Genomic DNA, 20,259 nt, shown 5'->3' on the forward strand with positions numbered 1-20,259 from the left:
AGATTGGCACATGGATATTATTTCGCTGGTAATTGCTTGGCTAGTTACTTCCGTGAGCTTTTTTATCATTTCCAAGTTGCCCATCGGGGTGGATATTGACACTTTTGGAAAAGCGATGATTTCGGCGGCGGTTTTTGGATTGCTGAATGCTTTGGTGCGGCCGCTTTTTGTGGTTTTGGGTTTTCCATTGCTGTTGGTAACTTTTGGTTTGTGGATAATTGTTATCAACGCTGCTATCTTTGGATTGGCGGCTTGGCTAGTGGATGGATTTCGCTTGCGGTGGGGAATTTGGAGTGCTTTGCTGGGTGCTATAGCCCTCGGTTTTATCAACTCTTTGCTCTATGAGCTGTTGCGGACTCTGCCTAGTGTAAGGTAAATCCGGGTAATGCGGGGGGCGGAAGGAAGGGGCGGGTTTATTCATCCTGTTAGTTATCGCCAATATTTCAGGTGAAACCTGCCCCGACGGCAAATATTTTAGGTGTAATTCTCCCATATCAGGTATTTGTTTTTTGGTATTGGTTGAGTTATTAGCCTTCGCAGTAGTCGATAAATTTGTCGGGAACTAGGCGCAATTCGCCCGATCGAAAGCGCTCGACGGGCATCCAAAATGCAGTATGTTCCCCATCTCCGTCTGCAAAATCCAGACTCTCCAATTCATAAAATTTGCGATCGACAAAATCGCACTGGTATAGTTGTATTAATTCGTGTCCGGCTTTGCCATTATAAACAAAGAAGTTTTCCAAACAAGTCAAATATTTGATATTTGTTAACTCGGCTTGAATTTCTTCTTGAAACTCTCTTTGCAAAGCGTCGGTGCTGTGCTCTCCGAATTCTACGCCGCCGCCCAAAGCGCGGTAAAATGTGTCTTTTGTGACCGGATCTTCGCATTCTGACACGAAGATGCGATCGCCCGATCGAATTAATCCTAAAACAATGACGCGAATTTTACCTTGCATAATATAGCCATCAGTCATCAGTCATTAGTCATTACGCATCAAAACCAAAGAAACCGGGTTTTTTGCCCTTCAAGCGTTGTAACAAAGTATTCAAGGAAAAAAACCCGGTTTCTGATTACCCGTGCGTCCAGGACTATATTATCCGTGTATCCGTGTCATCCGTGTCGTGCCAACGTTTAATTATCAGCAGCAAAACCCTCTCTGCTCCTCCTATTTTCAATTGGCCAGTCTATATTTTCCCCGCCAATAATTAGTTTTTCAATCGTTACGAATTCTTTGCTGAGTTGCTGGAAAACATTAATCAAAACATCGATTCCAATGGCATCGCTAGTGCCCAAATCAAACCAGCAGCGAGCCCAATAACCTTGATACTCCATTTCTCCCATATTGTGCATCAAAGCCATCATGCTTTGGTCGGCTAGATTAACATCGTAATTCATATCACTGATGTCTAAGCCTTCATCTTGAACTTGCAAATTTTCCGCATTAAATCCTCCAAGTTTTCCCAAGAAAAACCAAGAGTCAAACACTTCTTCAACATACTGTTTTTCACCGTTTGAAGGCACGTTGCTGAACTTCAGCCAAATCCAGAGGTCAAAGGGGTTAAACTCGCGAAACTCTACTTGCATAGTTTTTTGGTGTTTTTATAGTGGTGGTAAGGCTGCCGGCCCCCAGACTCCATCTGCATCTCTGATTTTATCGCGCATCGGGTCGCAGGCGCGAGATTGGCTGTCGAGACGGTTACGGGTTCTGCACTGCTGAAAGAAGATTTCGGCTACTAAACTGCGCGGAAGTTGGTCGGGTTTTGCTAAGGCTGCGTCGAAGTTTTTTCGGGCTTCCTCAAGTAAGGTTTTGTTGCCGTTGTTCCTCTGGGATTGGGAAAACAAGATTTGTGCTTTTAGATAGAGAACTTCGGGATTATTTGGCGTTTCTGCTAGGGATTTGTTCGCAAATTCTAAAGCGCGATCGTACTTTTTTAAGTCTCGATATCCTACTGCCATGCCGCGATAAGCTAAGTAGCGGGGAGAGGCTTTTTGTTCGAGTCTTTGAATTGCTTCGTTGGGGTTGGAAAAGGGTAGGTTTGTGGCTAGCATTAAGTCCATGTAGCCTTTGATCAGGTTTAGTTCTGGGTCGTTGGGCGCTATTTTATCGGCCGCTTCTAGGTATTGAAATACTACTCGCAATTTACTCAAAGCTTGGGGCGCGCCTTTGGCTGTTCCTTCTTTGGCTATAATGTTCGCCCCTTCTAGAAAGTGACCTGCTGCTGTGTAAATATTGCCGCGCAATGGATTAGTTTTCGCCAATTTTTCGCCGACTTCGCGGGTTTTTTGCGCGTAGGAATTCATCGAGTTTAAGTCCTGCTCGATGTAGGAGAGGGAGGCTGCCATTGCATAGGCTAGTGGCTCGTTTGGTTCGGCTGATAGTGCTTGTTGAACTTGTGCTTTTGCTTGTTTGTAGTTTCCTTGCTGAAACATTGTTTTGAAAGCGGTTTCGGTGTTGGGCCCGATCGCCTGCGGGTTGCTGCTGCGAAAGGGATCGCCCGCTAATGCTGAGTTAATGCAGATGCCCAGGGCGATCGCTCCTGCACAGGCGATCGCCCGCACTGTCTGTTGAGAACTTAACATTTGCTTGCCCACCGATGCTAAAGGAGTTTTCGTCATCGTCAATTCTCTCAATGTAATATACTGTAAACTAGAAACAAGAGAGTTAAATTTTCAGACTTTCGGGCCGCCACCAAAAAAAGAGTGAAATTTGCTTGATTTTTTGTGGTTGTTGAGGTATATTTTAATAATGGTAGTGTGACTTGTAATATATTGACGGACAGATTTCCATTATTAAACTATACCATGAAAAAACAGAAAAATCAAACGCCACTCCTGAAAAAAAAAGGAAATTTTTGTTAAGATTTATGTAAAATAATTGTGTGCGATCGACCCCTGCCAAAAACCGCCTTAACTATCAATAGCACAACCAGAAGTTCCCCCCTCCAACAATAACTATTTTTCTGATTGTTCACTGTTGAGTGTTAACAACTGCCAACTAGCAACTGCCAACTGCCAACTAACAACTGCCGTTAATGCTTTATCTAAAAAACTTAGTATATCATCCTACCGCCTGTCCGAATCCTATTCTGAAAAATATTAACTTAGAACTGCCATCGCAGCAAATGGGGCTGATTGTGGGTCGCAGCGGTTCTGGCAAAAGTACGCTATTAGAAATATTAGCAGGTTTAGCCGAAAAAACTAGCGGCGACATCCGCTGGCGGGAACAAGAATTAACACCGGAACACTTGCAACAGTTAGGAGGGTTAGTGTTCCAGTTTCCAGAAAGGCATTTTTGCGGAGGCACAATTTTAGAAGAATTGCGGTTGGGGCATCCTGAATTGGGACAAGAACAAATTAACTCAGCAATGGCAGAAGTGGGACTAGGACATTTGCCGCTGCGCGCTTCCCCCCACGCTTTGAGCGGCGGACAACAGCGCAGGGTAGCCCTGGCGGTGCAGCTAATTCGGCAGCCGCATTTGCTACTTTTGGACGAACCGACGGCGGGTTTGGATTGGTCGATGCGGCGGCAGTTGGTAAGCCTGTTGAGTAAGTTGAAAAGTCACTGGACTTTGTTGATTGTTACTCACGATGCTAGCGATTTGTTGAGTGTAGCCGATAAATTTTGGACTCTAAACCACGGGGATTTGCAAGAGGTCGATCGGGCTAAATTAGAAGCTAAGGAAACGAGTTTTGTTAGTCATTAGTCATTAGTCATTAGTCATTAGTTAGTGCGGGCGGGTATATCGCATTATGAAGCATTTTTAAGTGCAGAGAATTCGCAGAGCTTACAAAAGAGTGGGAATAGAAGATGAATCAGATTACAATGCCTGTGTTGCCCCAGATGAACGAGTTGTGGCAAAAAACGCTGAATTGGCAGCCGGATGAGTCGCAGCAGCAACAATTTCAGCGACTTTATGAGTTAATTGTCGAGGGAAATTGCTCCTTGAATTTAACTCGAATTACCGAACCGATGGAGTTTTGGGAAAAACATTTGTGGGATTCTCTGCGGGGAATTGCGAAACTGCTGCCAGCTAATCACAATTCGGCGGAAAATCCCGAATTTGTCGCCGATTCGGTGCAGAAAGCGATCGATATTGGGACTGGTGGGGGTTTTCCGGGGTTGCCGATCGCGATCGCCCTGCCGCATTTATCAGTTACGCTGCTCGATTCTACGCGCAAAAAAATTACTTTTTTGGAAACAGTTTTGCCGTCTTTAGGGATAGAAAATGCGGCGACTTTGTTGGGTAGATCGGATGAAATTGCCCGACAGCCGCATCACAAACAAGCTTACGATCTAGCCGTTCTCAGAGCAGTGGGAGCCGCTCCTCTCTGTGCTAAATGCGCGCTGCCATTCCTGAAAAATGACGGTTTAGCTGTGCTTTACCGTGGGAATTGGACGGTGGAGGAAGAAACGGAGTTGCAAAGGGCGATCGAGCATTTGGGCGGCACTATTGAGTCAGTCGAAGCATTCACAACGCCGACGAGTCAGGGGGCGCGGCACTGCGTTTACTTGCGGAAAGTTGTACGGGAGTTCGATCGTCCCGTGCGCTAGCTAGTAGGGACACGGCACTGCCGTGTCCTGTATTTCATCTACCGTGTCCTGTATTTCATCTAATTGAAAACTACCCGATCGCCTGTTCGTAGCGCTTGTTAATTTCCGTCCAATTAACAACATTCCACCAAGCTTTTAAGTAGTCGGCGCGCAAATTTTGGTATTTGAGATAATAAGCGTGTTCCCAAACATCGTTACCCATAATTGGATAGTTGCCCTCCATGAAAGGAGTGTCTTGATTGGCAGTAGTTGTAATCTCAAGTTTGCCAGCTTTATTGCGGACTAGCCACACCCAACCGCTGCCAAAACGCTTGGCGCCGGCATCGTTAAATTTTGTTTTAAAATCGTCAACACTGCCGAAAGTTTGCTTAATTGCTGTTGCAATTGCCCCTGTCGGTTCCCCGCCGCCGTTGGGACTCATGATTTCCCAAAACATACTGTGATTTAGGTGTCCCCCGCCATTGTTACGCACGGTTGTGCGAATATCTTCCGGCACTTTGCTCAAATCTCGCAGCATATTTTCCGCAGTGATATTTTTGAGTTGCGGGTATTTGCTGACAGCATCGTTGAGGTTTTTAACGTAGGCGGCGTGGTGTTTGTCGTGGTGAAATTGCATTGTCCGCGCATCGATGTGCGGTTCTAAAGCATTGTATTCGTAAGGTAAAGGCTGCAGTGTAAAAGGCCCCGGAGTTTGGGCTATTTTTGTGCTTTCTGCAATTGGACTGGCTTGGGATACATTATTTCCTGACGCTTGGCAAGCACCTGCGGTAATAGCTCCAACGGTGGCAGTCAGCAAATACAAGAAATCTCGGCGTTTGAGAGTCATAAAAAGTACCTAAGTGAATTATTAACTGTTTTATCTCAAATTAAAGCAAAAGGGGAGTGAGTTGAGAAAAAAGTTGTATCGCCCGAATGGATGAGACGGATGGGCGATGGTGGTGAGAGTTTCTCAAGTATAGGCTAATTGTATGCGCGTAACTAACTCACGTGCTCCGGTTCACCAACCCGGTTTCTGTCTCGAAACCGGGTTTTTTTTTGATTATTCTTGGGACAAGCGTTGGATGGCTTCGCCTCCAAAAAGCCGATCGGCTGCTTGAAGAATACCGGGAATTTTTGCAGCGTGGGGACTGTGGGCCAGACAGCGGCGCAAGTCTAATTCATCTAGGCGATGGCCTTCCGCACCGCAAGCTACGGCTTTTTGGCCGGGGAACCAGTGGCCCCCATTACCTAAAAGGTTGTAGCGCATCTTGCAATAGTCGATCGTATCGTAAGCCTGCGCCAAATTCCACAGCCACAGAATCACATAAATATTAATACCTCCGGGAGTATTTTCGATAGTTGGTAAACCGACGTGCCAAGTCTTAAACCAATCTTCTCCTAATTTATCAATTGCTGCTTTTTCTAACTTTTCTAATATCGGTGGCAAAATTTCATCGGCTCTATCTAACAATTCTACAGCTTTCAAATGCTCGTTAAAATCTTCAGGTTTGGCGGCGCCCAAACTTAAAGTGTGTACTTGCGGATGCGACAAACAAAACAAATCATTAAACACCATCGGACTCAACGGATAGCACAAGTCTACCAATTTTTGCGGCGGGCTGTAAAGTTGACCGCCTTTATCGGAAGGACTGATAATAAAAACGCCCATATCGTGACGTTTAGCAGCTTCGATAGCAGGCCAATTACTTTGATTGATGTAGTACCAGTGCAAGTTAAGATAATCAAATTGATTAGTTTCAATTGTTTTGACTATCACATCAGTCGGGCCGTGAGTCGAGAAACCAATAAACTTAACTTTGCCTTCTGCTTGCAACTTTCTCGCCACATCCATGCAGCCGCCCGGACGGATAGACTCCTCTAGCAATTCCCACGTATTAATGCCGTGTAGTGACAGTAAATCGACGTATTCCAGTTGCAAATAAGCTAAGGATTTATCAAATTCTTCGCGGAACTCTTGGGAGTTTGGTTTAGGACTAACTTTCGTTTGCACTATCAATTTTTCGCGGGGAAAGTTCGGCAAAATTAACCCCAATTGCATCTCGGAAGTGCCGTAACCGCGAGCAGTTTCTATGTGATTGATGCCGCATTCAATCGAGTAACGAATCGTCGCTTCTAGATTTTGTTGATTGTCTGGGGGAATTTCATTGGCTGGCACGTCTTGCCATTTGTACTGATATCTCATGCCACCGCAGGAAAAGACGGGCATGGATAATTCTGTGCGACCGAATCTGCGATATTGCATCATCATAATCAAAGTCAATCGATTTTAGATTTTAGATTTTAGATTTTAGATTGAAGCTTTGACTTGCGCGAGATAAATACGTTCGGCAAGTTTCATCGGATACAGGTTTTTTCTTTCTCCACGGATGAATCACGTGGCGGGTATCCTGGATGCTTTCGGTCAAAGCTATAGCAGAAGGAAGAAAGAAGAAGGAAGAAAATGTAACAATCGCAAGGGTTTCACTGATTAAGAACTTCTTAATAGTCTTGGCGGTTGCTATAGGGTAAAAAACCTTGTTTTTGGTATTTTTGCGGGTTGTAACTCCCATATGGCAGCCTTCTCCTGAACAGGCAAGATGCCTGTTCCACAAAGAGTTATTGACCACCACTGGGGCAGTTTTGACTATTTAGAAATCTCCCGTACTACTGGTTTTCCGTCTTGGATTTCCCCGACTAACACCAAATCTGTACAGTCTACAAACAAACCATTTTCTAAGACACCGGGAATATTATTCAAGCTTTTTTCCATTTCTCCGGGGTTGGCAATGTCATCAAATTTGACATCAATTACCATATTACCTTGATCGGTAATTACGGGGCCTGCTTTTTTCACACCCATGCGGAGTTCGGGTTTGCCGCCCATTTTTTCAATGGCGCGCATCACTGGTGTTAATGCCATGGGTATAACTTCGATGGGCACGCGAAAAGTCGAACCCAATTTATCTACGATTTTGGAACTGTCAACTACTACAATAAATTGAGTGGCGAGGTAATCGACTACTTTTTCGCGGGTGTGGGCTGCGCCGCCACCTTTAATTAAGTTGAGGTGGGGATCTACTTCATCAGCGCCGTCAATAGCTACATCTATTCTGTCAATTTCATCTAGTGTTGTCAGCGGTACTCCGTACTGTTTGGCTAACACTTCTGATTGAAAAGATGTCGGCACTCCCTTGATATCTTTGAGTTCACCGGATTTTATGCGATCGCCCAATGCTTGAATAGTATAAGCTGTAGTTGACCCGGTGCCGAGTCCGACAATCATACCAGATTTTACGCGATCGGCGGCAGCAAAGCCGACTTGCTGTTTCATCAATTTTACGGGATCTTGTTCTGTGGTCATGTTCGGTACTCCTTAATAGTTTTAAGATTATACCATTTATTATGGATTTATTTAACCGCAGAGAGCGCAGAGAACGCAGAGAGGAAGAAGATGAAGAGAGGGAACTGGCAAATTATTTCAATTGGGAATTTCTCTCTTTTTTCTCTGCGCCTTCTGCGTCCTCTGCGGTTAAATAAAAAAATCTAGTTCACAAATCGGTGGATAATTGCCACAATGAAAATCTGATTTCTCGATCTCGAAATTCGTCAATCTGTTTCCATAACCAGATTCAACTATTTTAAAGCATGAAAGTACACCAAATATACGACAATGATAACCAGCTTTTTTTTGTCAACTTTACCGCCAGTGCCAGGAAACAGAAGGCGTCGAGTACGTCGGTTCCGTACCGCAACCCGAACTCGTCCGGCAACTGCGTTCAGTGGCGGTTTTAGCTTACTCGAATACCTGTTTGGAAACGTCATCTATTGTCGCGATGGAGGCGATGGCCTGCAGTTGCCGGATTGTGACGAGTGAATTGGCAGCTTTGCCGGAAACAACTGCTGGATTTGCCCGTCTAGTTTCCATGTCAGGGGTGGAAAATTTTGCATTGATAAGTAATTAGAAGCGGGCAGGTAAACCAGATTGGGAGGGATATACAAGGCGGTTTTCAGAGGCCGTAGTCGGAGTTTTAAATGATGGCACGGGTGCGGGCGGCGCCACTGCTGAAAATCATCGGAGACAGCAGGTAGAATATAGAAATCGAGGGTGTACTTGGTCTGTGCGTTCCCGACAGTGGCTAGAATGGCTGAATAGTATTAGTGTAAAACCTGTAAGAGTGGCAGAGCAAATGATCGGGAATTCTTTAGTAGGTTTAGAGGCAGTGAGAGATTATTTTCAAAAGGGGAATTGGCTGAAAGATCGAGGCGATCTCGGTGGCGCAATCGATAACTATCAGAAAGCTTTAGAGTTTAATCCAGGAGATGCAGAAGTTCATAAAAAGTTGGCGGAAGTTTATGTTTTGCAAGGAGAATTTGAAAAGGCGATCGCCTCTTGTAATGTCGCTCTTCAATTTCAACCCACTTTTGCTCCTGCTTACTTGACAATGGGCAATGCTTTGCACAGTCAAAACAAGCTGGAAATGGCCATTGAAGCTTACTTGCAAGCTTTAAAATTTCAGCCGAATTTTGCCGAAGCTAGCGCGAATCTTGGCAGTATGTATTACAAGTTAGGGCAATTGGAACAGGCGGGGAATTATTACCAAAAAGCTCTGGTAATTAATCCTCAATTGTGTTCGGTCAATATGATGCTGGCAAGCGTTTTGCAGCAGCAAGGAAAGTTAGATGCAGCAATTAATTGCTATCAAAAAGTGCTGCAACAGCAACCGGAAGATGCCACCGCTGCTGAGAAATTAGCGAGTTTAATCGCACAAAAAGAGCGGGCAACTACTGACAGCAACTTTATCGAATTAGAAACAGAATTAGGGGAATCGCAAACAGTATCTGTCAACAAAGATGAAGGCTACGGCTTGCAGCCTTCGAGCCTCAATTTGCCGCCAGCACCAACCACTGAGACTTTAAATACTCCGTTTACAAATCCCGCCGAACTTTCCGAACAAGTTACATCGTTAAATGTTCCCGATGCCGGACAAGTTGCCAATTTTCAAGAAGTAGAACATTACAAAAAACTGGCAGAAAACTTTTTAGTTCAAGGTAAAATTAAAGAGGCGATCGCAGCTTGTCAGCAAGCGATAAAAATTCGACCGGATTTCATCCATGCTTACGTCACTTTAGGCAATGCCTTGCAAGCAGTAGGCAAAACTGAAGCTGCCATTCGTTCATATTCTCAAGCCCTAGAATTGCAGCCAAATTTTGCGGAAGTGCGCGCCAATATTGGCAGTATGTATTTCAAATTGGGGCGTTTGGAAGAAGCGATCGCCCATTATCAGCAAGCCATCGCCCTGAGTCCTGATTTAGCGGGAGCTCACTGGAACTTAGGGAAAGTATATCACCAACACGGCAACATCGAAGCAGCGATCGCCTGTTTTAAAAGAACATCCGAGCTCAACCCGCAGCTAGTCGGTGCAGACTTCCACTTTAACTTAGGTAATCGACTTTTGGGCCAAGGAAAGCGCGAGGAAGCCATCGAAAGCTACGAAAGAGCGATCGCCATTAAACCGGATTGGGCCGAAGCCTACGGTAACATCGGCAGCGCGCGATCGCAACAAGGCAATCTCGACGCCGCCATCGCTTACTATCAGAAAGCTGTAGCTTTAAAGCCGCATTTAGAAGTTCTGCACTTCAATATAGCCAACTCTTTTTTACAGCAAAACAAGTACGAAGAAGCGATTACTAATTATCAAAACACTCTGAAAATCAAGCCCAACTGGCCCGAAGTTCACGCTAACCTCGGCAGTTGTTTTTCCATGCAGGGGCGGCTGGAAGAAGCTTTAGCCAGCTATCAGCAAGCTTTGGCATTAAAACCGAATTGGGCAGAGGTTTACTGTCGCATGGGGCACATTCAAAAACAAGATAAGCCCTTGGAGGCGATCGCCAAATTTGAAAAGGCGATCGAATGCAACCCCAAATACAGCGAAGCCTACCAACAACTGTGCGACTTGCTAAGCCATTCCACCAACCTCGCCGGAGCCCGCAGCGTAGCCGACAAATACTGCGAAAACTGCGGCGATGTCGCCCCAGTCATGTCAGCTACAGCCTACGTCTTTTCCTACCTGCAATCAGGTGTCAGCAAACAGGCAATTCAGAAACTCGAAGAAATCGAAAAACTCTGCTACGAAAAGGTCGAAACTTTTACCACAATCGAACTAAAACTGCTCTACGAAATCTTCCTGTTTGCAGTTTCTCACCTGAGAGACAACCGCGAAAAAAATGCCAATTTCTACAGACTAATTGCCAAAGAATACTACCAAAAAGCCGTTCCTAAGCGCCAGGATATTAACAGAAGCAACCTAGCCAAGTACCAAACAAAAGAACAGCGTCCTTTAAAAATCGGCTTCCTTTCCAAACACTTCCGCCGCCACTCAGTAGGCTGGTGCAGCGAAGCTTTAATTCGCGAATTAAGCCACATCACCCCCCACGTTCACCTTTACGTCACCGGGAAACTCCACCGAGATGAAGTTACGCAGCGGTTTGAAGACATGGCAGGCAAGTTTTACTGGCCTAAAAAATATCCAAACGGCTTTGCTGATGGCGGTGAAATATTCGCCGAAGTAGCGCAAGACAACTTGGATGTTTTAATCGACTTAGACTCGATGACAGTGCCAACAAATGTCGAAGTGCTGTATCAATATCCTGCGGGAATTTGCGTTTCTTGGCTGGGATTTGACGCACCCTACATTTCAGATAATCACTACTTTCTGTGCGACGAACACACTCACCCCCCAGGTGTTGAAAAAAATTACTTAGAAAAGTTAGTAAGATTGCCTGCAGGTTCGGTAGCAATTGGCGCACTGCAAAGCATTCCTGTGAATCGAGAGGCGATTAGAAACGCTCTCGGAATTGGCTTAGAGCAAATGACTTATTTGTGCGTTGCGCCCGGTAGAAAAACCAATCCCGAAATGGTACGAGCTCAAGTTCAAATCCTCAAGCAAGTACCAGATAGTGTGTTAATCCGCAAAGGTCAAGGCGACCCCGATATTATTCACAGCACTTACCGCGAAGAATGCGACATTCAAGGAGTAGATTTTGGTCGGATTAAGTTTATAGGGCAAACCAGAAGTGAAGAAGAACACCGGGCTATTTATTATGTAGCCGACGTGCTTTTAGATTCCTATCCTTACAACGGCGGGACTCACAACTTAGAGGCTTTGTGGGCGAATTTGCCAGTGGTAACTCGATCCGGCGACCAATATCTTTCGCGGATGGGTTACGCTTTCCTCAAAAGTGCAAATGTTGATGTTGGTGCGGCGTGGAGTTGGGAAGAATATACGCAGTGGGGAGTTAAGTTTGGCCGCGATGCTGGTTTCAGAAATGCGGTGAAAGAGCATTTAGTAAAATCTAAGCAGCCAGAACATCTCGCACCTTTGTGGAATCCTAAAAAGTTAGCCGAGGATATGTATAAGGTGTTTCAAAAACTGTTAGCGAAATAGGTGAGTAATTGCTATAGCAATCCCCAATCAATTGCGAACTCCTTCCTTGCTCTTTTCTCTTCCTCTGCGCTCTCTGTGTCCTCTGCGGTTCAATAAAAAAAGAGACATCGGGTAGAGAAACGTGGTTTTTGGATATTTGTACGCTACTCACGGTAAAGTTTTGTAAAAAAATCAGTGGAAATGCGTAAAAAATCCGCGCAGAGTTTGATAGATAAATAGCTGATTCATAGTACCGCGATCGCACTAACTTTATGCCAGTTAGGGCGATCGCTTTTTTAGTAACACCAGTTTCAAAAAAGAATGCCACAGCAGACAAGCTCCAAACCAGCAGCTTCATCAGTAATTCCAAAATCTAAAATCTCAAATCTAAAATAACCTGATTACTCATTAATAGCCACTCGATCGCGCCCGCCAGACTTAGCTCGATACAATGCCTTATCCGCCGCTTCAATCAACATTTTCGGGGAATTTTGACTTGGCGAAACACCCGCAACTCCCATGCTGAGAGTCACACAATCACTGACAACAGACTTGATGTGGGGAATGGCCAAAGCTTTGACGCGACTGCGGATTCCCTCAGCAACAGCCTGTGCAGCCACGACATCCGTATTTGGCAAAATTACCCCAAATTCCTCGCCCCCGTACCTAGCAGCCAAATAAAGGCGCTCTGCGGGTGCGTTTGTGCAAGCATCCCCGATCGCCCGCGCCACTTGCTGCAAACAAGCATCCCCGGCTTGGTGGCCGTAATTGTCGTTGTAAAGTTTAAAACAATCAATGTCACACATAATCAAAGATAGCGGTTCCGAAGAACTCGACTGCTCCCATTCTCGGTTGATCACCTCGTCAAAACGGCGGCGGTTAGCTAGTTGAGTCAGACTGTCCAAATTCGCCAACCCGTCCAGTCGCTGGTTGGCAGCAGCTAGCTGCTGGTAAAGTAAAGATTGTTCGATCGCGATCGCAACTTGAGTACCCAACTGACTCAGCAAATCCACATCAAACTGCTGCCACTGGCGGGGTGCCGAACAGTGGTGGGCAATCAGCAAACCCCACAACTTCGGCACTTGACAAGAACTGTTACCTTCCCTAGGTTCTATGCCCTGCTGGACAATCGGCACTACCAAATTTGCCTTCACCTGACAAGTCTCCAAAAAATTAAGATGACACTCGCTCAAATTAGAAGCATGAATATCCTCTATGGCGCGAATGCGACCCTTTAAATACTGTCCGATGTAAGTATTGGCAAAACAGCAATCGTCAATTCCCATCCCCTTGAGTGGCATCCATCCTTCTGCAACCGACTCCACCACCACATCTCCGTTCCAGTCGGGTCGGAAGCGGAAAACCAGCACGCGATCGGTTGCCAAAAACTCCCGCACTTCCGCTACTGTAGTGTTGAGAATATCTTGGAGATCCAGAGAAGAACGAATGCGCGATTGAATCTGCCCGATCAGGCGTTCCCGTTCTATTTGTTGCCGCAGCGCGACTTGGGCTTGCTTACTTTGAGTAATGTCCCGACCTTCCGGCAGCAACAATACTATTTTGCCAGTTTCATCCGCGACCGGTTTGAGAGAAAAATCAACAGTTGCCGTCCGATTTACACCTTGAACTTCCACTTCATAGCGGACAAATTCACCTTTTGCCGATCGAGAAATCGCCTCTTGCAACTGTTCCTGAACTTTCTCAGAATCTCCCCACCAAGGCAACAGCCAAAACGGTTTATTTGCCACATCCCGTAGCTTAATTCCCGCAAAATCCAGAGAAGTTTGGTTAGCTTCCAGCAGAGTGCCGTCCGGTTTCAACAAGCTCACAAATTGGAAAGAAGAATCAAAAATTGCCCGAAAGCGTCTTTGAGAATCTCCCAACATTGCCGTCACCTTTTCGCGAGAGGTAATATCCCGGAAGCGCCACACCCTGCCAATAATATTTTGTCCGACTCGAATTGGCTGCGTATAGCGCTCAAAAGAGCGGCCGTCTTTAAACTCTAGAATATCGCAACCTTCCGACTCCGCATCGCTATAAAATTCTTTAACTCTCTGCAAAAAAGCCCTCGGATCTTTCACTTGCTTCGTGAGAAATGCCAGTCGCAGCGTTCTATCCATTGAGTTTCTAACTTCTTCATAAATTCCCCACATTTGAACTAACTTTTCGTTATAACTAATCATTTCTCCGGCGGTAGTAACGGCGAGAATGCCGTCTGCCGTTGCTTCTAAGGTAGCGTGCAGCAGAGAGCGCGATCGCTCTAATTCTGCTGCGAGCAATTTGCGTTCCGTGAGGTCTCGGACTGCTTTCACCTGGACTAAACGACCTTCCCAAAATACGAATTTACTGCGAACATCAGCAGGAAAAGCAGTTCCATCTCGCTTGAGAAAAATAGTTTCACAGACTGTATTGCTGGCTGCAGAAATCATTTGCGACGCCTGTTTGTATGATTTCGGCGACAGTAGTTCCAGCAAGCTCATTCCCACCATTTCCGCAGGTTCGTAACCGAAAAGTTGGGCAAAATTGCTGCTGACGCTCAAAATTGTGTCGCGGTCAGCCACGGCAACTGCTTCAAAATAAGCTTCGCATTCAAGCAAGCGTGCTGCTGACTGGCTGCTGCCATTTTCCCCAGAGGAATAGCTGTTGTTAATTAACTGTTGCAATTGCGTATTTGCCGAGTACAAAGCGGTCATGGCTTGCCTGTACATAGCAGTACGTTTTTCAACTTTTTGTGCGAGGCGATCGCGATATTCTCGCAGTTCTTTTTCGACTCTAATTAAATCAGTAATATCTACGGCAAACACGATGACGCCAGCGACTTTACCGGTTTCATCGCGGTAAGGTATTTTATCTGTCCGCACCCAGCATTTTTGACCAGAGGCTGTTGGCAGTAGTTCGACTTGCCCCTGTTTGGGAACGCCGGAATTGATTACTTCCAAATCTTCTAAATAATATTGCTCTGCTTCGTCTGGATAGATTTCATAAAAAGATTTACCTTCTAATTGAGCTGCGGGCAAACCTCTCGATGCAGCGGCGGCTTGATTAATTCGCAGCAGGCGACTTTCGGTATCTTTGAGCCAAATCATCGCCGGCACGGAATCAAAAATTATTTGCTGTTCTTGTTGCTGCAGGCGTAGTTCGGCTTCGGCTTGTTTTCTTTTAATTATTTCTTTTTGCAGTTTGTGGTTAGCTTTTTTGAGTTCAGCCGTGCGTCTTTCTACTCTTTCTTCTAGTTGATCGTAGTATTGGCTTAGCAAGTTTTGCTGTTGTTCGTGCCGCATTGCTTCTAATTTTAACTTTTCGCTAGCTGACAAACTTGAGGATACAAAATCTGCTAATATTTGGGTAAATTCGTGTTCTTCTTCCGTCCAATCACCGTCCGAACCCTGGCGTTCGGCGCTGACTATTCCCAAGCTTTTACCTGCTAGCACAATCGGTACGTTTAACAGAGAAGTGCTGCCCCTATCGAGCAAATAAAGACCGACCAGTTCTCGCGTTCTGGGGTCATTTTCTGCTGCCACTGTTGCGATCGCACTTGCCGATTTTAAAGCTTGAAAATATGCCGGACAGTCGGCTGCTGTGATGATTATTTGTACGGAATGGAGTTTAGTATTTTGTTCGTAAAGGTCAATGCAGTGAAGCTGCGTTTTGTCTTCGCCATACAGCCAAATACTGGCTCGATCGCAGTTGACAATACTGACAGCGGTTTCTGTTACTTCGCGGATGAAGTCTTCTATATTGTGGCGTTCTTTTAGTTGACTTTTGGCTAATTTTGCGATCGCCAAAGTTGGACTGCGCCAATTTCCTCTCTGGTTGGGCGGCATGGGTGACTGCGAAGCGGCCTTAATTTCTTCGCAAACTAACAGTACAGCCGGCCGTTGGAAATTGGCAATTGAACGACCATGAGTATTTTCCTCTATTTTCCAATCAACCGTCGGCATTGGGCGCGCGGTTGCTTTTACCCTAATAATCTTGCCGTCTTTGCAAGTCAAGCAGCCTTCCCAACAGGCAATTTTTGGAGTTGACGTACCGTTTTCCGGCTGGGCCAATCCAGCAAATTCTGCCTGCATTTTGCCTTGTTCTTGGCAGTAAAATATGTTAAAAATTGAATGACAAATTAATTCCTGCGATTTGTAGGCGAGGCGAGACGCGCCGAATTGATTGAGCGAAAAAACTCTTCCCAAAGCATCTAGAACGAAGTAAATGCCCGGAAAATTCTCGTAGAGAGTTCCATACCAATCTTGTTCGACTTGTTGGCTGCACGCAAGTTTTGCTGTCGCGAACTCGCCCTCTGTGTCGAGCAAGTGAGAATAGTTGGTTTCGGGGTTGCTTGAATTACTTTTTTTAGCAAACACTTTTAGCTTAACTCGACTGTAATTAATTTTACTTTCTGGAATTTAACTTTTTTGTGAAACTAAATTAAACCTGTTGTTTGAAAAAAGTTACAAGTTGTAACAAAAATACCACTTGTCCAGCACCCTGATTTTCGCTTCCCAATGCAACCACTGTGTTTGTTTGTAGTTAGTAGACCGTCTGCCGACGATATTTCCCGCTAGTTGCAATGCCAGCAGGTTTAGCTGCAATTACCCGGTCTGTACTTTTAGCATCCTAGACAATAAAAAAATCGGCAATCACTGATTTTAAGTATATACGATAACACTCAAATACCTAGATTCGGACTGACCTACTTCGGATTCGGTTTGGGATATTTGCCGGGGCTGCGGATGAACCGGGCGGCGGTTGCAATTATCGAGTCAGATGAGTGCTGTGGCTTTTGGGGATACTCGACCTGAAAACTGCTTGGGAGGCGATCGACCCCAGTACGATGTTTTGTATTGGGAATGACGAGGGTGAATCTAATTAATTAGACTGTTTAATAAATATTTATAATACTTAAGTTAAGTAAATCTTATAATGCACAATCGGCCACCGACTTTAGTCCTATAGTTTATACTTAATCTTGTCCAGCAAACGCTAAGGAGGCAAGGAACAGTGACTACCCAACCCGCTGCGAAACCCAGACTTAATTCTGCGTTCAAACAACTGATGTCCTTACACTGGGTGATGTCAGCTTGCTATTTAGTGCTGTTTATTGGCGGTATGTTTATGGCTCGATTGCCGAGAGGCTTGTTTATTCGAGGCCCCCTTTATGATTTTCACAAATCCGTAGCGGTGCTGACAATGGCTTTACTGACTTGGCGGATTTTAACTCTGTTGCGGGTATGGTGGAAAAAATATACAAAACGCCTGCCAAAGTTTACGAATGAATGGTACAAAAATTTTGCTTTGCACGCAACTTTGTACGTTTTTATGTGGCTAGTTCCGGTTACAGGCTTCTTTTTTTCTAACTCTTTCAAAAGTAACAATGTGAAATTTTTCGGCATTGTTTTACCCGATGTGTTTCCGCAGAATTCCGCAATGGTTGATTTGGGAAGGAGTTTGCATTTTTGGCTGGCGTACACATTTTTAGCGTTCGTAATTTTGCATATTTTAGATCAGAAGAAAGTTGTGAGAGCTAATTGGCGCAGGTTGACAAATTTTGTTAGCAGTAAGTTCCCAAAGTCTCAAAAGGTTGGATAAATGTCCGATGGGGTACTATTCTCCATTGGCAATGATAAATTTACTGCAAAACTGGCTATTTTCCACGGCGATATTGTGAAACTTGTCCCATCGTCTGAATTCTGAGGCAAATTTATGGGTTGTTCTAATAAATCGACAGGCTGACTAATCGCCAAACCCAAATCGCTCTTTAATTCCAACTTTGCCTCTTCACCGTGACACTCGTAACACCGCAAAATCCACACATTAGAATCATCTTCCGATTGTTTGAATGCCATCAGCACTAAATTTTCGGCGGACAAATCCAAGAAATTGCCAACTGCGGGCAGAGTCTTGTGGTCATTTTTCTCTAACTTGGGCAACACCTTTACTAGCAGTGGTAAATTCAACTCGTAGCCCTGTCGAACTGTGTCGGCTTCTTGCCAATTTCCAGCATGGGGATAAACTGCACAAGTAAATTCCGAAACTCCTAAATCTGCTTGTTCATCCGGCCAAGTCGAACCCCGAAGCAAAGTCAGCCGAATTCGATTCGGTTGAAGGTCGCAACCGTATTTGCAATCATTGAGCAAACTCACTCCAAAACCGTCATTGCTGATATCAGTCCAGCGCAAAATCGGCACTTCCCATTTGGCTTTTGCGGCGGGTGTTTGCGGCTTGGTTGTGCGTGCGATCGCACCGCCGGGAATTTCGCAAGTTGCAAAATCTGCTTCTACATTTAACCCAAAGGCTGCTTTTACTAAAACGTGACTTTCTTGCCAATCTGCAACTGTCTTGATTTTCAGCAGCGGCGAACCTATTTCTACTATATAATCTTGGCAAAACTCCGACTTGCCAATTTGTCGGACTACCCGCAAACTCTGCCGTATTTCTCCTTGTGCTATCCAACAAATATCTTTGAGTGTCGGCGCTGGTAGTTGATGTTTTTCATAATTTGGATCGATATTCCAAGCATCCCAATATTGGCCACTGTCTTGAAATGCTTGCAGTTGATTGCCGCCTGCTGCATTCAGGACTTCTCGGTTATTTACTTTATCCCAAATGCTCGATAAATTGCCAGTTTTGCCGTCTATTGTTGCCCGAATAAATTCATTTTCTAGAACCATTTCTGCGGCTGCAAAATGCGTTTCTTGACAAGGTGTGTTTTTTTGTGCTATACCGTATGTAAGTTTCGATAACTCTGTCTTTTTTTCGGTTTCTGGACTCGCGGACGCATTATCCACAGTTTGAGCGTCTTCGCGACACAGCCAAAACACCTGGTAGCCAACGGCGGGGATATTATTTGCCCAGAATAACAGTGTAGAGTGCGATTGCGGTCGATCGCCCCTGACAATCTGCGAAGCCAATCGCCGTCGGGAAAAATCGTAAATTTGCCAAGCGGAATCAGCGGAATCGGGAAGCGGTACGGCGACAACCTCAGAGCGCGGCCAATTGAGAGTATTGAAAATCAAAATCGGTTGAGCGTCAGGCTGCGGAGGGGAAGGGAGAGAAATTTGAGCCGAGATGGCATCCAAAGATTGTAGCAGGATTTCGCGACAAGTGCGATCGACCTCAGCAAAAGCTAGATTAGCATCCGCGTAGACTGGGGCGATCGCAGAACCGGGCAAAATATCATGAAACTGGTTAAACAAAATTTGTTTCCAAACTGATTCTAACTCAGATTTCGGATAAACCGCACCAGTACAAATCGTTGCCAGCGAAGACAGCAACTCCGCTTGGTAGAGCAATTCTTCGCAGCGGCGGTTTTGTCGTTTTTGGTCGGCGCGAGTCGTGTAGCAACCCCGGTGGAATTCTAAATAAAGTTCATCTTTCCAAACGGGAAGAGTTTTGAGTTGTGAGATGGGAGGATTTGCATCCTTGATTGGCGACAAGTTTGACAATTCTCGCGCCCGCAAATTTTCCTGATTGTCCGATTCTGGAACATCACTTTCCTGCGAACTTTCCCCAACTTCCGGCAAAAACTGACTCTCAATCAAAGACAAATAATCAACCGCTGTCGCAAACTCCAACCTTGGGAAAAAAGGCGACATTTTCCAGCGTTTCGCCACCTCCAACATATCACGAGTCGGGCCACCGCCGTGGTCGCCAACTCCAGGCAACCAAAGAGCATCTTGCAAATTAGTTTTAGCTTGCCAGTCAAAAGCATAACTTGCCATTTTCACAGATTCTATGCCTTCACCAATGGGAGGAGACATCATACTAAATATTTTAGTACCGTCCAACCCTTCCCACCAAAACACACCGTAGGGAAATTCCGTTGTATCATTCCACCGCAACTTTTGCGTCACAAAATAATCAACTCCACCTTGCCGCAAAATCTGAGGTAATTGCCACCCAAAACCGAAAGTATCAGGTAGCCAAGCCACCCGCATCAATTCCCCAAAATTTTCTTTTGCATAACGCTGTCCATAAAAAACTTGCCGCACCATTGACTCAGCAGAAATCAAGTTTAAATCCGGTTCTACCCACATCCCGCCGACAACTTCCCAGCAACCCGCCGCCACCTGTTTTTTAATCGCAGCAAATAAGTCCGGCCGATGTTCTTCTATCCAAGCATAAAGTGCCGGAGTTGAATGGCAGAATATCAAATCGGGAAACTCCGATTGCAATTTCAATACCGACTCAAAAGTTCGCTGTGCCGCTTCCCAAGTTTCCGGGACAGGCCACAGCCAAGCCAAGTCTAAATGAGCGTGACCAACCAAATAGATTGTACCTGTATATATAGATGTCAGCTCACCGCTTTCTCC

15 protein-coding genes are annotated in these 20,259 nt (G+C 45.3%); 6 read left to right on the forward strand and 9 right to left on the reverse strand.

Annotation, left to right across the window (positions count from 1 at the left end):
* The first annotated feature begins 10 nt into the window (after positions 1-10).
* Positions 11-376, forward strand: a complete 366-nt coding sequence (locus tag QUB51_RS06350) for a phage holin family protein (RefSeq protein WP_333209713.1) — start codon at positions 11-13, stop codon at positions 374-376.
* Between the two features lie 151 nt (positions 377-527).
* Here QUB51_RS06350 and QUB51_RS06355 read toward each other — a convergent pair whose 3' ends face one another.
* The 3 genes from QUB51_RS06355 to QUB51_RS06365 form a co-directional block, all read right to left on the reverse strand.
* A complete protein-coding gene (locus tag QUB51_RS06355; protein ID WP_333053053.1) occupies positions 528-974 on the reverse strand; it encodes an NUDIX hydrolase in 447 nt (148 codons plus the stop codon).
* Between the two features lie 158 nt (positions 975-1,132).
* Positions 1,133-1,585 (reverse strand): DUF3531 family protein, encoded by a 453-nt coding sequence (locus tag QUB51_RS06360; protein ID WP_333053055.1) that lies wholly within the window; start codon positions 1,583-1,585, stop codon positions 1,133-1,135.
* Positions 1,586-1,600: 15 nt separating this feature from the next.
* Complete coding sequence (locus QUB51_RS06365; RefSeq protein WP_333053057.1) at positions 1,601-2,617, reverse strand: Sll0314/Alr1548 family TPR repeat-containing protein; 1,017 nt, start codon at positions 2,615-2,617, stop codon at positions 1,601-1,603.
* A 416-nt stretch (positions 2,618-3,033) separates the two neighbouring features.
* Between QUB51_RS06365 and QUB51_RS06370 the strand changes: the two genes are divergently transcribed.
* Entirely contained in the window at positions 3,034-3,705 is a 672-nt protein-coding gene (locus QUB51_RS06370; RefSeq protein WP_333053058.1) for an energy-coupling factor ABC transporter ATP-binding protein, read from the forward strand.
* A gap of 104 nt (positions 3,706-3,809) precedes the next feature.
* Positions 3,810-4,553, forward strand: a complete 744-nt coding sequence (gene rsmG, locus QUB51_RS06375; RefSeq protein WP_333209709.1) for a 16S rRNA (guanine(527)-N(7))-methyltransferase RsmG — start codon at positions 3,810-3,812, stop codon at positions 4,551-4,553.
* 70 nt (positions 4,554-4,623) lie between these two features.
* Here rsmG and QUB51_RS06380 read toward each other — a convergent pair whose 3' ends face one another.
* The 4 genes from QUB51_RS06380 to rpiA all read right to left on the reverse strand — a co-directional run bounded on the left by QUB51_RS06380 (position 4,624) and on the right by rpiA (position 7,893).
* Positions 4,624-5,379 carry a Fe-Mn family superoxide dismutase gene (locus QUB51_RS06380; RefSeq protein WP_333209707.1) on the reverse strand — a complete coding sequence of 252 codons (756 nt, stop codon included), beginning with the start codon at positions 5,377-5,379 and terminating at the stop codon, positions 4,624-4,626.
* A 213-nt stretch (positions 5,380-5,592) separates the two neighbouring features.
* Positions 5,593-6,798: an aldo/keto reductase gene (locus QUB51_RS06385; protein ID WP_445243104.1), complete on the reverse strand. Its 1,206-nt coding sequence runs from the start codon at positions 6,796-6,798 to the stop codon at positions 5,593-5,595.
* A 28-nt stretch (positions 6,799-6,826) separates the two neighbouring features.
* Positions 6,827-7,162 carry a hypothetical protein gene (locus QUB51_RS06390; protein ID WP_333209705.1) on the reverse strand — a complete coding sequence of 112 codons (336 nt, stop codon included), beginning with the start codon at positions 7,160-7,162 and terminating at the stop codon, positions 6,827-6,829.
* A 14-nt stretch (positions 7,163-7,176) separates the two neighbouring features.
* Positions 7,177-7,893 (reverse strand): ribose-5-phosphate isomerase RpiA, encoded by a 717-nt coding sequence (gene rpiA, locus QUB51_RS06395; RefSeq protein ID WP_333053065.1) that lies wholly within the window; start codon positions 7,891-7,893, stop codon positions 7,177-7,179.
* Between the two features lie 409 nt (positions 7,894-8,302).
* On the opposite strand from rpiA, the gene QUB51_RS06400 reads away from it, so the two are divergent.
* Together QUB51_RS06400 and QUB51_RS06405 are read left to right on the forward strand one after the other, a co-directional pair.
* Positions 8,303-8,494, forward strand: coding sequence for a hypothetical protein (locus QUB51_RS06400; protein ID WP_333053151.1), 192 nt, complete (start codon positions 8,303-8,305; stop codon positions 8,492-8,494).
* 225 nt (positions 8,495-8,719) lie between these two features.
* Positions 8,720-11,977 carry a tetratricopeptide repeat protein gene (locus QUB51_RS06405; RefSeq protein ID WP_333260156.1) on the forward strand — a complete coding sequence of 1,086 codons (3,258 nt, stop codon included), beginning with the start codon at positions 8,720-8,722 and terminating at the stop codon, positions 11,975-11,977.
* A gap of 380 nt (positions 11,978-12,357) precedes the next feature.
* Here the strand turns inward: QUB51_RS06405 and QUB51_RS06410 are convergent, their stop codons facing one another.
* The gene (locus QUB51_RS06410) at positions 12,358-16,311 is read right to left on the reverse strand and encodes a PAS domain S-box protein (RefSeq protein WP_333209701.1); all 3,954 of its coding nucleotides are present in this window, start codon (positions 16,309-16,311) and stop codon (positions 12,358-12,360) included.
* A gap of 637 nt (positions 16,312-16,948) precedes the next feature.
* Between QUB51_RS06410 and QUB51_RS06415 the strand changes: the two genes are divergently transcribed.
* Positions 16,949-17,536 (forward strand): cytochrome b, encoded by a 588-nt coding sequence (locus QUB51_RS06415; protein WP_333209699.1) that lies wholly within the window; start codon positions 16,949-16,951, stop codon positions 17,534-17,536.
* On the opposite strand, the gene QUB51_RS06420 is transcribed toward QUB51_RS06415, so the two are convergent.
* On the reverse strand, positions 17,521-20,259 hold a 2,739-nt coding region (locus QUB51_RS06420), incomplete at its 5' end, for an alpha-mannosidase (RefSeq protein ID WP_333209697.1). The genes QUB51_RS06415 and QUB51_RS06420 overlap by 16 nt on opposite strands.

Origin of the sequence: Microcoleus sp. AT8-A3 (assembly GCF_036705675.1) — a bacterium.
GTDB lineage: Bacteria > Cyanobacteriota > Cyanobacteriia > Cyanobacteriales > Microcoleaceae > Microcoleus.